The sequence below is a fragment of the Clavibacter sepedonicus genome, assembly GCF_000069225.1.
GTDB lineage: Bacteria > Actinomycetota > Actinomycetes > Actinomycetales > Microbacteriaceae > Clavibacter > Clavibacter sepedonicus.
On record NC_010407.1, the window covers coordinates 356,663 to 370,930 of the forward strand.

Annotated in this window: 13 protein-coding genes and 1 pseudogene; 7 read left to right on the forward strand and 7 right to left on the reverse strand. The window is 75.1% G+C overall.

From position 1 onward, the window contains the following. Nucleotides 1–5: 5 nt before the first annotated feature. From CMS_RS01630 to CMS_RS01655, 7 genes and pseudogenes are all read right to left on the reverse strand, one after another. A complete protein-coding gene (locus CMS_RS01630; RefSeq protein WP_012297786.1) occupies nucleotides 6–242 on the reverse strand; it encodes a helix-turn-helix domain-containing protein in 237 nt (78 codons plus the stop codon). Next, on the reverse strand, nucleotides 242–886 hold the full coding sequence (locus tag CMS_RS01635; protein WP_041464294.1) for a hypothetical protein: 645 nt from the start codon (nucleotides 884–886) through the stop codon (nucleotides 242–244). Before CMS_RS01635 ends, CMS_RS01630 begins: the two co-directional genes overlap by 1 nt. An 80-nt stretch (nucleotides 887–966) precedes the next feature. Beyond that, nucleotides 967–1,386: a BLUF domain-containing protein gene (locus CMS_RS01640; RefSeq protein ID WP_041464295.1), complete on the reverse strand. Its 420-nt coding sequence runs from the start codon at nucleotides 1,384–1,386 to the stop codon at nucleotides 967–969. 458 nt (nucleotides 1,387–1,844) lie between these two features. Then, nucleotides 1,845–2,573 (reverse strand): 2'-5' RNA ligase family protein, encoded by a 729-nt coding sequence (locus CMS_RS01645; RefSeq protein WP_041464296.1) that lies wholly within the window; start codon nucleotides 2,571–2,573, stop codon nucleotides 1,845–1,847. 160 nt (nucleotides 2,574–2,733) lie between these two features. Continuing rightward, on the reverse strand, nucleotides 2,734–3,378 hold the full coding sequence (locus CMS_RS17675; protein WP_231692852.1) for a substrate-binding domain-containing protein: 645 nt from the start codon (nucleotides 3,376–3,378) through the stop codon (nucleotides 2,734–2,736). 281 nt (nucleotides 3,379–3,659) lie between these two features. Next, nucleotides 3,660–3,923: pseudogene (locus CMS_RS18215) on the reverse strand (LacI family DNA-binding transcriptional regulator); the annotation flags it as partial. Nucleotides 3,924–3,947: 24 nt separating this feature from the next. Beyond that, on the reverse strand, nucleotides 3,948–4,286 hold the full coding sequence (locus tag CMS_RS01655) for a hypothetical protein (protein ID WP_012297790.1): 339 nt from the start codon (nucleotides 4,284–4,286) through the stop codon (nucleotides 3,948–3,950). A gap of 259 nt (nucleotides 4,287–4,545) precedes the next feature. Between CMS_RS01655 and CMS_RS01660 the strand changes: the two genes are divergently transcribed. The 7 genes from CMS_RS01660 to CMS_RS01690 all read left to right on the forward strand — a co-directional run bounded on the left by CMS_RS01660 (nucleotide 4,546) and on the right by CMS_RS01690 (nucleotide 14,257). Continuing rightward, a complete protein-coding gene (locus CMS_RS01660; protein WP_223842691.1) occupies nucleotides 4,546–5,601 on the forward strand; it encodes a glycosyl hydrolase family 18 protein in 1,056 nt (351 codons plus the stop codon). Then, entirely contained in the window at nucleotides 5,598–6,626 is a 1,029-nt protein-coding gene (locus CMS_RS01665; protein WP_012297792.1) for an amidohydrolase family protein, read from the forward strand. Before CMS_RS01660 ends, CMS_RS01665 begins: the two co-directional genes overlap by 4 nt. Nucleotides 6,627–6,844: 218 nt before the next feature. After that, a complete protein-coding gene (locus tag CMS_RS01670) occupies nucleotides 6,845–7,615 on the forward strand; it encodes an SGNH/GDSL hydrolase family protein (RefSeq protein ID WP_012297793.1) in 771 nt (256 codons plus the stop codon). 51 nt (nucleotides 7,616–7,666) lie between these two features. Further along, nucleotides 7,667–8,578 carry an ABC transporter ATP-binding protein gene (locus CMS_RS01675; RefSeq protein ID WP_041464297.1) on the forward strand — a complete coding sequence of 304 codons (912 nt, stop codon included), beginning with the start codon at nucleotides 7,667–7,669 and terminating at the stop codon, nucleotides 8,576–8,578. After that, the gene (locus CMS_RS01680; protein WP_012297795.1) at nucleotides 8,575–9,564 is read left to right on the forward strand and encodes an iron-siderophore ABC transporter substrate-binding protein; all 990 of its coding nucleotides are present in this window, start codon (nucleotides 8,575–8,577) and stop codon (nucleotides 9,562–9,564) included. The genes CMS_RS01675 and CMS_RS01680 overlap by 4 nt, the downstream gene beginning before the upstream one ends. Nucleotides 9,565–9,578: 14 nt before the next feature. After that, entirely contained in the window at nucleotides 9,579–11,735 is a 2,157-nt protein-coding gene (locus tag CMS_RS01685) for an iron ABC transporter permease (RefSeq protein WP_012297796.1), read from the forward strand. Between the two features lie 998 nt (nucleotides 11,736–12,733). Next, nucleotides 12,734–14,257, forward strand: a complete 1,524-nt coding sequence (locus CMS_RS01690) for a sensor histidine kinase (RefSeq protein WP_012297797.1) — start codon at nucleotides 12,734–12,736, stop codon at nucleotides 14,255–14,257. Nucleotides 14,258–14,268 lie beyond the last annotated feature (11 nt).

The window sequence follows — 14,268 nt, forward strand, 5'->3', positions numbered from 1 at the left end:
GCGGGTCAGGCCGCCGGCGGATCCAGCACCAGCAGGTCGCCGACCTCGCACTCGAGGGCGCGGCAGACGGCGACCAGGGTCGAGTAGCGGATCGCGCGGGCACGGTCGTTCTTCAGCACCGAGAGGTTCACCTGGCTGACGCCCACGATCGCGCTCAGCCGCGTGAGCGTCATGCCGCGGGCGGCGAGCAGCTCGTCGAGGCGGCAGTGCACGCCGGTGGGTGCGTCGTCGTCGGCGCCCATCAGACGAGGCCGCGGGTGTCGCGCTGCAGGGTCTCGCCGTGCTCGACCACGAGGCCCACGATCATCAGGGCGAAGCCGAGCGCGATGGTGGACGCGTCGACCTCCGCGATGACGGGCCAGAAGCCGTCGAGCCCCGTGTCCGGGTCGTTGAGCGCGTCGCCGACCATCCAGGCCACGCCCGTGCGCGCGGCGAGCGAGAGCAGCGCCGCGATCATCACGGTGCCGCCCGCGAGCGTCACGACGAGGCTGAGGCGACGGGCGAGCGGATCCGGCCGGAGCAGCCGCCGGGCGAGGATCGCGACCGTGCCTGCGAGCGCGATGTCCACGGAGGCGTCGAGCGCGATGCGGACGACGTGCAGCGCGACTATGCCCCCCGACAGCTCGCCCACCGCGACCTCGGCCGTGCGGTACGCGCCGGCGCGGAGGTCGGCGGGTCCGGCGTCGGCCTCGGCGGGCAGGGATCCGCGCATCTCGAGCGACGTGTGCACCACCCCGGTCCGCACGGTCTCCACTGCGCTCACGACGGCCGCCGTGGCGACCGCCAGCAGCACGAGCAGGGCGATCGCGATGGCCGCCCGCAGGACGCCGCGCGTCACGCGTGCGCTGGTGCCGGTGCCGGTGCCGGCGACGGGGGTGCGTCCCATGATGCGTCCTATCGATCATCGTTACAACGAATGTCGATATGGTCGCACGGGGTCGGGCCCGGTGTCGAGGCCCGCGGCGATCACGCCGGGTGCGTGCGGAACCACTCCAGGAGCCAGCGGGCGCGGGAGGGCGCGTTCGGACGTGCGGCGGCGGAGGCCGGACGGTCGAGGAAGTCGTCGTAGCCGCGGAGCTGGCGGAGGGTCGCGTCGTCGACCGTGCGGAAGCCCATCGACCAGGCGGGGAACTGCCGGGCCGGGATCTCCTCGTCGAGCAGGAGCCGCACGTCCGTGTGGCGGGGATCCGCCTCGATGGCGTCGAACACCGACTCCACCGCGTCGTGCGGGCCCTCGAGCACCTGCATGAACTTCCCGTCCCGGTGCAGCAGCAGGCCCGTGAGGCCGGTCTTCTCGTTGTTCCGCACGCATTGCCGGAGGAGCTCCGCGAGGTCGTCCTCGGTCATGTGCTGCGTGGCGGTGCTCGTGTAGACGGTCGTGCGCATGGATCCCCCTCAGGCCGTCTCCCCATACTCGCGTGTCGCGGGCGCCGATGGGGACGGGGAGCGCAGGGATCGCACGGGTCGGACATCGCGGACGGCTCGGGGGGCGGCTCGGAGCCGGCGCCGGAGGGCAAGAGCCCGACGCGTCCACGGGTACGGCGCGCGTCGGGCTCCTGCTGCTGCCGCGTCCGTTCGGGTCGGATCGCGGAGGGATCTGATGAGCTGCTCGCTGAGCGGGGGGGGGCGCTGCGAGGCGCTCGTCGGGTATCCATTCGCACGGCGGCATCGGGGGAGATCCGCTGTGCTGACGACGACTCTATGTCGCCTGTCCTCATTTCGGAGGACAAGTCGTGCACGAACCGCGGGTGATCCGAGGGTGAGGCGAGGGTGAGAGGCCCGGCCGGCCGCGGATCCGGGCCCGCCGCGAGCCGAGACCGGAGAGACGGGGTGCGCCCGCTGGATCAGCCGGCGGTGCCGCCGAGGGTCCAGGTGCGGACGTGCTCCCACGTGAGCGTCGTCCACCAGCGGCCGGACCAGTCCGGGCTGGCGGTGCGGTACATGACGACCGTGTCGCCGACGAAGCCGGTCGGCACGGGCTCGTCGAGCTCGCGGATGAAGGCGCCGACCTCGTCGTGCAGGTCGGGGCGGACGAGGAGGTCGTGCGAGGCGAGCGAGAGGTGCGCCCGGAAGCGCACGGGGTCGAACGAGTGGCGCTCGGGGGACTCCATGGGCCGGCGGAACGGGGCCGCGACGCGGTCGATGTCCGCCGCGAGCGCCAGCAGCTCGGTGTTCTTGCTGCCGTCCGGCCGCTCGTCGACGTCGTAGACGAAGCCGAAGCCGTGCTCGCGGACGCCCGCGTTGTGCACGGGGAACGCGGGACGGTCGGCGAGGAGCTCGGTGACCGCCGCGACCACCCGGGCCTCGTCGTGCCCGAACGGCTGGCTCCCGATGAGGGTCGCGTGCGGGGGGAAGGCGCCCGCGGACACGAGGCCGTACTGCGCGCGGATCTGGTCGGTGATGACGGTCACGGCCCGGCAGGTGCGCGGGTCGGGGCGGAGGAAGATCCCGTAGCGGTAGGGATCGCTGTCGTCGCGGGGGAGGAGCGACGGGCGCACGTCGACGCGGCTCGCCGCCGCGGGGACGATGTCGGGTGCGGCGATGTCGTAGCCGTTCGGGTCGTCGTGGTCCATGTGGGATCCTCCAGGCGTCGAGCGACGCAGGGAACGTTCCCTACGGGGCGACGACCACCGTGCCACACCGCGGGCGGATGGGGGCGGCCGCGGGGTGAACGGCCGGTGGACGGGTGGTGCGGGCGGGAGCGGCGCGCGTGCGACGGCTGGCCGGCGGGCGTCAGGCGCGGAGGGGGGCGGCCGTGCGGCCCGGGATCAGCTCGCCGTCGACCGCCGTGTGGCGGGTGCCCGTGACGGTGCCGTCGATGCGGTCGACCACGGCGTCAACGGCGAGCGTGCCGATGACGGGGATCGGCTGGCGCCACGTGGTGAAGCCGAGGAGCTCGCTCGTGAAGGGCGGCAGGCCGTCGTAGCCGGTGATGGAGACGTCCGCCGGGGCGGTGACGCCGCGGCGGCCGAGGCCGTCGAGGATCGCGAGGGCCCACATGTCGCTCGGCGCCATGACCGCGGTCACGCCGCCCGCGTCGACGATCGCCCGCGCGACGCCGTCCGCGCCGTCGATCTGCCCGTCCGCGTGGTCCTCGCCGCGCACGTGCAGGACGTCGAGGCCGAGCTCGCGGAGGCGGTCGAGCATCGCGCGGGTGCGGGCGGACATCGTGAGGGAGATGGCGGGCGGGAGCGTGACGACGGCGACGCGGCGGTGGCCGAGCGACGCCACGTGGTCGGCGAGACCCTGGCCGCCCGTCGTCTCGTCGCAGTAGACGCTGCTGAGCGACGCGTCCACCTCGGGGCGGCCGGCGACGACCGTGGGGATCCGCCGGGCGGACGGCAGGATGTCGGCGACCGGGAGTGCGCCGCTGCACACGACGAGCCCCTCGACCTGCAGCGAGACAGCGTCTCGAGGGCCTTGCGCTCCTCCGCCACGTCGAATGCGCCAAAGCCCGTGGCCGTGACGACCCGGTATCCGCGCTCCGACGCCCGCTGCTGCAGCGCCGTGAGCAGGTGCCCGTAGAAGGGCGTGGACGCGTCGCGCACGAGCACGCCGAGCGTGTGGGTGCGGTGCGCGGACATCCCGCGCGCGTGGGCGTTGGCCACGTAGCCGAGCGCGGCGGCGGCGTCGCGGACCGTCTGCTGCGTGGCGGGGGCGACCCCCGGTGCGCCGGAGAGCGCGCGGGAGACGACGGACTTGGAGACGCCCGCGCGCGCGGCGACGTCGCGGATGGTGGGGGCGGCGCCGGGGCGGCTCATGCGCGGATCCGCGGGGAGGGGGTCCCGGGGTCGGAGGCGGGGCGCGGTGTCGGCGCGGAGTGCGGGGCGGCGGGGGGCACGGGTCAACGGTAGCGATGCGGGGGCGGCGTGCGGAGACGGCGTGTGGAGACGGCGTGCAGGGCTGGCGTGCGGAGACGGCATGCGGGACGGGCTTGCGGGACGGGCTCAGGGGCGCGCGGGCGGCCGGCGCTCGATGGGCGGCGCATCCGCGGCGGGGGCGGGGTCCGCGCGGGGTGCGGGATCAGCGGCGGGCGCGGGGTCCACGCGGGGCGGCAGGGGAAGGCCGGTCGCGCTGGCGCCGAGACGGTGGAGGATCGCGCGGCAGGCCAGGCCGAGGAGGCCGGGCGGGCGCGGCGCGGTAGTCCGGTCGGCGTCCGCGGCGGCCGTCGCGCGCCGGGTCTCGCGGAGCGGGTCGTCGTCGGCGGGATCCCCGGGCCACACGTCGTGCAGCGCGCGGAGCCGCTCCTGCAGGAGGTCGTCGTCGCGGTCGGGGCTGCTCAGCACGCGCGGGCTCCCAGGACGGCGCCGCGCGCACGGCCGCGGTCGGCACGGACGCGGCGCGACGGGTCGGCGGCCGACGGCGTGCGCGGATGCGGTGCGTGCGTCATGGGACCTCGGGCTGCGGCTTGGACGGGAGGGGCACGAGGCTACGGGCCGCGCGGATCCGGCGTCTCGGCTCCTGCACATGCGGCCGCGCGGATGGGGTGCGACGGGATGGCCGCGCCGCGCCGGCCCGGGCGTCCGCGCGCCCTACGCTCGGCCCATGACCCCCACCCGTCCCACCCGTCCGACCTGTCCGGCCGGCTCCTCGCGCCCGGCTCGCCGCGCACGCCGTCTCGTCTCGGTGGCGGTGGGAGCGGCCGCGCTCCTGGCCGTCGTCGTCGGATCCCTGCCGGCCGCCGCGGCGGCGCCGTTCCAGGTCGTCGGGTACGCGGAGGGCGGATCCACGCCGGTGTCGCGCCTCGACGCGAGCGCCGCCGCGCTCACCTCCGTGGTGGTCGACGGGGTCAACGTCACGTCGGACGGCCGCGGCGTCGCCGCCCCGTCCCCCGAGGCGATCGCGCTCCTCCGCCAGGCGCACGCGCGCGGCGAGCGGGTCGAGCTGCTGGTGGGCAACTACGACGAGGCGCTCGGCGACTTCTCGCCGGGCATCGCGGACGCGCTTCTGGGATCCACCGCGAACGTCGACCGGGTGGTGCAGCAGCTCGCCGCCGAGGTCGGCACGCGCGGCTGGGACGGCGTCACGGTCGACCTCGAGAGCCTCTCCGGCGCGCACCCCGCCGGCCTCACCCGGCTCGTGGCGGGGCTGAAGGCCGCGCTCGGATCCGCGCGCAGCGTCTCCGTCTGCCTCATGGCGACCACGGGCGACTACCGCCCGCTCGGCTACGACCTCCCGGCGCTCGGCCGCGCCGCCGACCACGTGGTGCTCATGGCCTACGACCAGCACGGGCCGACGTGGTCCGCCGCGGGGCCCGTCGGCGGGATGCCGTGGGTGAAGGCCGCGCTCGTGCCGGTGCGGAAGGCGGTGCCGGCCGCGCGGATCCAGCTCGGCATCGCGGGCTACGGCTACACCTGGCCGCGCACCGGCGAGGGGCGGCAGCTCTCCGACCAGGGCGCGCGCGACCTCGTGGCCTCTCAGGAGCGCACGGCCGTGTGGAGCGCGCAGCAGCAGGAGTGGCGTGCGACCCTGCGCGACGGCACCGTCGTGTGGTGGTCGGATGCGCGCTCGTACGACGCGCGCGTGGCGCTCGCCGAGCAGCTGGGGCTCGGCGGGGTGGCGGTGTGGTCGCTCGGGCTGTCGGATCCGCTGACGCGATGACGCGAGGGGTGGGGACCGGCGGCGCGGGGCCGGCCGGGGTCTGGCGCGTGCGGGAGCTGCGGCTCGAGCGGATCCACCGGGAGGTCGCCGTGCGGATCGCGGGCGGTCGCGTGACGCTCGCCGACCCCGCCGACGAGGTCCTCGGCCGCCTCGACCTCAGCATCAGCGACGGCGTGGTCGACCGGCACGTGCACCTCGGGCTCGTCGACCGCGCGGCGCTCGCCGGGTCGCCGGTCACGGCCGTGGTCGACCTCGGATGGGATCCGGCGGAGATCGCCCGCATCGCCGCCCGGCCGCCGACCGGAGTGGACGTCCGCTACGCGGGCCCGTTCCACACCGCTTTGGGCGGTTACCCCTCGGACCGCGCGTGGGCGCCGTCCGCCGCGGTGCGCGAGGTGGCGCGCGCGGAGGACGCGGCCGCCGCCGTCGCGGAGGCGCGGGCGGGCGGATCCGGGGCGGTGAAGATCGTGCTGCACGACGGCGGCCAGCTCCTCGCCGACGGCGTGCTCGCCGCGCTGGTCGACGCGGCGCACGACGCCGGGCTGCCGGCGGCCGTGCACGCGGAGGGCGCGGGGCAGGCGGCACGCGCGATCCGGGCGGGCGCCGACGTGCTCGTGCACGTGCCGTGGACCGAGCGGCTCGACGACGCCACGCTGCGCGCGTCCGCGACGCGGGACGTCCTCTGGATCTCGACCCTGGCGATCCACGACGGCGCCGACCTCGCGACGGCCCTCGACAACGCGCGGCGCTACGTGGCGCTCGGGGGACGGGTCGCCTACGGCACCGACCTCGGCAACGGCGACCTCCCGGTGGGGCTGAACGCGCGGGAGGTCGAGCTGCTCGGCGAGGTCGGGCTGCGGGGCCCGGCGCTGCTCGAGGCCGTGCTGGGCAGCGCGCCCGGCGTCATCGCGCATGGGCTGGCGAGCCCGGATCCGCTGCCGTCGTCCGTCGAGGCCACCGCGGCTCAGCTGGTCGCCTGGCTGCGCGGGGCGCACCGGCTGGGGCCCGCGGACCTGCCCGGCTGAGGGACCGATGCGTCCGGGTGGGGGCGCGGCCCGGCCGACGGCCAGGGCATGCGCCTAGGGTGAGGCATCCCCTGGACCTCGGGCCGCACGGATCCATCTCCCGTGCGCACGACGGAGAGCACGCTCTCCGCGACCCTCCCGCCCCTCCGGGCGGGCGCCGCACGTCGGCGTCCTGTCATCGGAGCGCGCCGGATCCACCCGCTGCCCCAGGACCCCCCATGACGCGCATCTCCGAGCTCCTGCTCCCCGCCCTCTCCCTCCCCGGCGTCGCCGCCCGCGTGGGGGAGTTCCTCTACCGGCGGGCGGACGCGTCCGGCGACATCCACCCGGACGACGCCGCCCGCGGCACGGTCGAGGGTCCGGATTCCGACCGGATCGCGGTCGTCGGCGAGACCGGCATGATCAGCCTGGGCGTCCGCACCCACCAGATCTCGCTCCCCGCGTTCCTCGCCCGGCACCACGCGACGCGGACGGGACGCGGCGTCGACTGGTCCATCGCCCCCCTGCCGAGCTCGCGCCTCCGCGAGGCGCCGGCCGTGATCGCGCGTGCCGAGGGCGACCTCGCAGGGGCGGACGCCGTCGTGCTCCTCGCCGGGATCACCGACGTGCTGCGCGTCACCTCCACCCGCGCGTGGAGGCGGCACATGCGGGGCGCGCTCGACGCGCTGCGGGTGCACGTGCCGGGGGAGGCGTGGATCCTCGTGGCCGACATCCCGCCGCTCGACAACGCCGGGAGCCTCTCGCGGCCGGCGCGCGTCGCCGCGGGCGCCCATGCGCAGGCCCTCAACCGGCACACCCGCGAGGTCGTGGACGGCCTGCCGTTCACCCGCGCGGTCACGTTCCCCGATGAGCTCACGCGCGCGCTGTGGCGACCGGAGGGGGAGGAGAGCCGGTACCAGCGCACCTACCGCTCGTGGGGCGCGCACCTGTCGGAGGCGCTCGTCGACGCGCGCGGCGGGGTCTCGGCTGCCGGTGCTCCCGCCGCCTGATCACCGACCCGGCTTGTCGTCAGTGATGAGGTGAGGCTAACCTCACCTATCGTGACCTCCCTCGCCTCGACCGCTCCCATCGCGCGCGCCGGGAACCGGGATCCGGTGCCGGGATCACCCGCCGCCTCCGCCCTCGAGGCCCGCGACATCACGGTCGCGTACGGCGACACGGAGGTCGTGCACGGCGCCGGGCTCGAGATCCGGCCGGGCTGCGTCACGGCGCTCGTCGGCCCGAACGGCAGCGGCAAGTCGACGCTGCTGCGCACGATGGCGCGGCTCCAGGCGGCGCGCTCCGGTTCGCTCGTGCTGCGCGAGGAGAGCACCGGCGGCGCTGGCGAGCACGAGTCCGACGCCCTCGACCTCTCCCTCCGCCGCTTCGCGCGCCGCGTCGCCCTCCTCACCCAGGGCCGCCCGACGCCCGGCGGCCTCAGCGTCCGCGACGTCGTCGAGTTCGGTCGCTACCCGCACCGCGGCCGCTTCGGCGGGGCGGATCCCGAGGGCCGCGCCGCCGTGGATCGCGCGCTCGACCTCACGGGCCTCGCCGCCCTCGCCGACCGCGGCGTCGACCAGCTCTCCGGCGGCCAGCTCCAGCGCGTCTGGCTCGCGAGCTGCCTCGCCCAGGAGACGGGCGTGCTGCTCCTCGACGAGCCCACCACGTACCTCGACCTCCGCTACCAGGTCGAGCTCCTCGACCTGGTGCGCGACCTCGCCGACGACGCATCGATCGCCGTCGGCGTCGTCCTCCACGACCTCGATCAGGCCGCCGCGCTCGCCGACACCGTCGCGCTGCTCTCCGACGGCCGGATCGTCAAGACCGGCACCCCATCCGAGGTGCTGACCCCCGACCTCCTCACCGAGGTCTACGGCATCCCCGTCGAGGTCCACGCGGACCCGACGACGGGCAGCCTGCGCACCCGCGCGGTCGCCCGCCACCACCACAGGAACGAGAGGCTCCACCCGTGATCACGAGACGACGAACCCTGGCGATGACCGCCCTCGCCGCCGCGACAGCGCTCACGCTGACCGCATGCGGCACGACCGAGGAGGCGTCCACCGGCGCCGGCGCGACGCCGGCCGGCGAGCAGATCACGCTGACCGACGGCACCGGCGCGGAGGTCACGCTCGACGGGCCCGCGACGAAGGTCGTCGGCACCGAGTGGAACGTCGTGGAGAACCTCGTGTCGCTGGGCGTGGATCCCGTCGGCGTCGCGGACGTCGCGGGCTACTCCGCGTGGTCCTCGGCCGTGCCGCTCGTGAACGAGCCCGCCGACATCGGCACGCGCGGCGAGCCGAGCGTGGAGACCATCGCGTCGCTCGCGCCCGACCTCATCGTCGCGACCACCGACCTGCCGGCCGACGCGATCACGCAGCTCAAGGCCATCGCGCCCGTGCTGCAGGTGGAGTCCGCGGACGGCAGCAAGCAGATCCAGCAGAGCGAGGACAACCTCGAGCTCATCGCGAAGGCGACGGGCACGGAGGACAAGGCGACCGAGGTCATCGGCGCCTACGACCAGGCCGTCACGGACGCCAAGGCGAAGCTCGACGCGGCCGGGCTCGCGGGATCCAAGTTCCTCTTCGCGGACGCCTACGTGGACGCCGGCGCGGTCACCATCCGCCCCTTCGGGAAGGGCTCGCTCATCGGCGACGTCACGACCGAGCTCGGCCTCGAGAACGCGTGGACGGGCGAGGTCGACCCCGCCTACGGACTCGGATCCACCGACGTCGAGGGCCTCACGACCATCGGCGACGTGCAGTTCCTCTACAACTCCAACTCCACGCAGGGCGACGACCCGTTCGCGTCCACGCTCGCGGGCAACGCCGTCTGGAAGTCGCTCCCGTTCGTGACGGCGGGCGACGTGCACCGCATGCCCGACGGCATCTGGGCGTTCGGCGGCCCGGCGTCGATGACGGCGTACGCGAAGGCCGTGTCCGACCTGCTGGCCGGCTGACCCGCGCGCTCCCGATGACCGCTCCCGTCCGCACCGCGCCCCCGTCGGCCGACGCGCCTCCCGCGTCCGCCGCCGCGGCGGCGATGCCGGATCCCGTCCCGTCGCTGGCCGCCGTCGCGCGCGCCGACGGGGCCGGCCGGATCCCGGTGCGGGCGGTCGCGGTCGTCGGGGCGCTCGCGCTCCTCGTGGCGGTGCTCGCGGTGATCGACGTCACCCAGGGCACCGCCGCGGTCGGACCGCGCGAGGTGTGGGACGCGCTCACCGGGCGCGCGACGCCGGGCGACGCGTCCGTCGTGGTCGCGTCGCGGCTGCCGCGCATGGCCGCGGGGATCCTCGTGGGCCTCGCCCTCGGCGCGGCCGGCGCCGCCCTCCAGACCGTGAGCCGCAACGTGCTCGCGTCGCCCGACACGCTCGCCGTGAACGCGGGCGCGTACGCGGCCCTCGCGGTCGCGGCCGTCACCGGGCTCACGCTGCCGGTGCTCGCGGGCGCCGGCGTCGCGTTCGTGGGCGGCCTCGTCGCGGCGGCGGTCGTGCTCGCGGTCTCGGGCCTCGGATCCGGCACCGTGCGCCTCGTGCTCGCGGGCAGCGCGCTCGCGCTCGGCCTCGGATCCGTCACCAGCGCGCTCCTCCTCCTCTTCCCGGAGCAGACCAGCGGCCTCTACCGCTGGGGCCAGGGCGGCATCGGCCAGAACGGGTTCGACGCGGTCGCGCAGATGGCGCCCGTCGTGGTGGTCGCGCTCGGGATCCTGCTCGTCATCACCCGCCGGCTCGACGCGCTCGGGCTCGGCGACGACGCCGCCCGCAGCCTCGGCGTCCACGTGCGGTCGACCCGCGTGGTCGCCGTGCTCGCCTCGGTGCTGCTCGCCGCCTCCGCCGTGACGGTCGCCGGCCCCATCGGCTTCGTCGGCCTGTACGCGCCCGCGTTCGTGCGGCCGCTGCGTCGGCTCGTGCCGGGCGTGCGGCGCTCGTGGGTCTTCATCCCGGTCGCCGGGCTCATGGGCGCGGCCGTCGTGCTCCTCGCCGACGTGCTGCTGCGCGCGGTCGTCGGCGCCGAGGCGTCGGTCGCCGTGCCGACCGGGCTCGTCACCTCCCTCATCGGCGCGATCGTGCTCGTGGTGCTGGCCGTGCGCACCCGCGACAGCGCGACGTCCGCGCCCACCGAGCGGCACGGCGTGGTCACCCGCCGCCGCGTCGCGCTCGTGGTCGGCGCGCTGGTCGCGGTGCTCGTCGGCCTGCTCGTCGCGGCCGTGCTCCTCGGCGACGCGAAGCTGCTCCTCGGCGACGTCGTCAACGGGATCCGCGGCACCGCCGGCCCCGTCGTCAGCTACGTGCTCGACACCCGCGTGCCGCGCGTGCTCGCCGCCGTGCTGGCCGGTGCGGCGCTCGCGCTGGCGGGCGTGCTCGTGCAGGCCGTGACCCGGAACCCGCTGGCGGATCCCGCGATCCTCGGCGTCTCCGGCGGCGCGGGCCTCGGCGCCGTGCTGTTCGTGACCACCGCGCCGCTCGCGTCCGGCTGGGGCATCGCGGGCGCCGCCGGGCTGGGCGCCCTCGCCGCGGCGGCCGTCGTGTTCGGGCTCGCGGCGCGCGGCGGGTTCCCGCAGAACCGGCTGGTGCTCATCGGCGTCGGCGTCTCGGCGGGCACGGCCGCGGCGATCAGCATGATCATCGTGCTCACCGACCCGTTCGACGGGGCGAAGGCGCTCACCTGGCTGTCGGGATCCACCTACGGCCGCGGGTTCGACGACGCCCTGCCAGTGCTGGCCGCGCTCGCGCTCGCCGTGGCCGTCGCGGCGCCGCGGCACCGGATGCTCGACCTCGTCGCCCTCGACGACGACACCCCGCGCCTCCTCGGCGTCTCGCTCGGTCGCGCGCGCCTGCTCGCGCTCACGATCGCGGTCGTCCTCACGGCGACGGCGGTGGCGGCCGTGGGCGTGATCGGCTTCGTCGGCCTGGTCGCGCCGCACGCGGCCCGCGCGCTCGTCGGGTCGCGCCACGCCCGTGTGCTCCCCGTCGCGATCCTGCTGGGCGCCGCCCTCGTGACCCTCGCCGACCTGCTCGGCCGCACCGCGATCGCCCCGGGCCAGCTCGGCGCCGGCCTCGTCACCGCGCTCGTCGGCACGCCGTACTTCGTGTGGCTGCTGTGGCGCGGGCGGGCGGCGCGGGGGCGGTAGGGGCGGGGCGATTCCGTCGAGGCCGTGCGTGTGCACGCGCTCTGCCGCTAGGCCCGTGAAGTCGAAGGTCGACATGTGAGGCCTGGCCCCCACGGGAGTTGCGCCGTCTGAGAGGGCCCCGTCCTGCTGGAATTCCAGGCATTCTTGAAGGAGATGCCCGAATTGACGTTGAAACGATGGCCTCAGGTGCTACAATCATTTCAACGCGTGGAGCCAGGTGCTTCACCGGAGAGTTGACCCAGGAGGTCATCGCCGGGTACGCGGAGTGGCCCAACTGCGACAGGTTCGCCGTTGGATCGACAAGCTCCCCGGGAGGGTTGGAGTCGAGAACCTTCCTCCCCGAAGGCCGACAAGCGTCATGCTCAACACCCCGCGGTTGTGAGCCGAATTCGCGCTTGATCGGTGCATCCCGGATGCGGAAGCTTTTTTAGTCACCGATCAATGGTCAGTCGATCTAGGTGCGGCGCAGGCTCCCGCGCCGGCATCGAGACTTCCATGATCCATTTCGCCCTCCTGTCTGTAGAAGGCAATTCTCTTCTTGCGCTACTCAGCGCGTGGAGCTCCTCCGATCCGGGTCCCGTCGTAGTCGTAGGGACATTCGTTGTCTTTAAATTGGTACTGCCAACTCTCGTCACCGACGTCATAGTTCCTCTAGTGGCCGTGCTCGGCACGGGACAGCGGGGCGCCAACGCCCGGGCCCTAAAGGGGGTCGTCGCACATGATGCGACCGACCGCCGTCGGAATCCGAAGAAAAGCGGCAGGAAATAGGCGAGGCTCCCGTGACGACGCTCCTTGTGCGTGACCGCGACCATGGGCCGGGACTCTTCGCCGTCCACAGCGCGTCGGTCCTCGGAGAATCGGGGAGCTCGCGTGCGTCGCGTAGGACGGATTGGCCTGAAGGGTCCGCTCCGTCGTCGCCGGGGGTGGGGCTGACCCCACCCCCGATCCGGGAGCGGGCAGGATGGGAACCGCACCGGCGCCTCGCGAGGCTGAGTGTCATGAACGAGACACCGCCCACCACCGAGGCCGAATCGACGCCCGTGCCACCCGAGGACCTCCCCGCCGCACCCGCCGACGCCGACGACCGAGCCGACGTAGACGCGGGCGACGCCACGCGACCGCCCGCGCTGCCCCGCCGCCGCTCCTTCTACGCCGACGCCTGGCGCCACCTCCCGCGCGACCTCGGGTACCTCGCGCTCACCGCGCTGCTGCTCGCCACCGTCTACTTCGCGCTCCCCACCGCGGTCTACAGCCTCTTCGACTCGCTCCTCTGGTCCGCGTCGGGCATCTTCGCGGCCGTCGCGCTGCTCGCGGCGCTGTTCGCGGCGCGCGGGCTGGGCGCCGTCGAGCGAGTGCGGATCGGGTGGGCCGAGCCCCGCCCCATCCGCCCGGTCGACTGGACGCCGCGGTGGCAGCAGAACCGCGCCATGCGGATCCTCTCGGCCGTCGCGAACCCGCACTACTGGCTGCACCTGCTGCACGCGGTCGTGGTCTACCCGCTGGTGTCGTTCGTGACGCTCGGCGCGGGCGCCCTGCTGGTCGCCGGGTTCCTCGGGCCGATCGGCGGCGGGATCGCGATCCTCGGTTACGGGTGGCGCTTCGAGGAGCTCCTCGTGGAGCGCGGCTACGACGCGGGACGCACCTTCGCCCTCGCCGGCGTCCTCGGCGTGACGGCGATGATCCTGTCCGTCGTGCTCCTCCCGCTCTGGGGGCGCGGCGCCGTGCTCGCCCACTACTGGACGGATCACGCGCTCCTCGGCGGGTTCAAGTCCGACGTCCTCGAGCGCCGCGTCCAGGGCCTCGAGCAGTCCCGCGCCGGCGCCGTAACGGCCGAGGGCCAGACGCTCCGCCAGATCGAGCGCGACCTGCACGACGGGCCGCAGCAGCGCCTGGTGCGCCTCCGCATGGACCTCGCCGCCGCCGAGCGCGCGCTGGACACGGATCCGGAGCGCGCCAGGACCCTCATCGCCGAGGCCTCGGAGCACGCGCACGACACCCTCGAGGAGCTGCGCGCGCTGTCCCGCGGGTTCGCCCCGCCGATCCTCCTCGACCGCGGGCTCGTGGCGGCCCTGGAGGCGCTCGCCTCCCGGTCGACCGTCCCCGTGGCGCTCGACGTCCACCTGCCCGAGAACCTGGTGCTCCCGACCGAGGTCGAGCGGAACGTCTACTTCACGGTCAGCGAGCTCCTCACCAACGTGGCGAAGCACTCCGGGGCGACCCGGGCGGACGTCACGCTGGTGCTGATGCGCGACTTCGACGGGACGCGGATCCTCGTCGCCCGGGTGACCGACGACGGCCAGGGCGGCGCGTCCGTCCGGGAGGGGCACGGCCTCGAGGGGCTCGTCGGACGGATCGGCGCGCTCGACGGCGACGTGAGCATCTCCAGCCCGCAGGGCGGCCCGACCCGGATCACGGCGCGGGTGCCCCTGCTGACGCTGAACGGCGTGCCGACCGACGGATCCGCCGGCGCCGGTCCCGCGGCGGGCGGCCCGGTCGCCGCATCGCCCGACCCCGCCGCGTGAGCATCCCGATC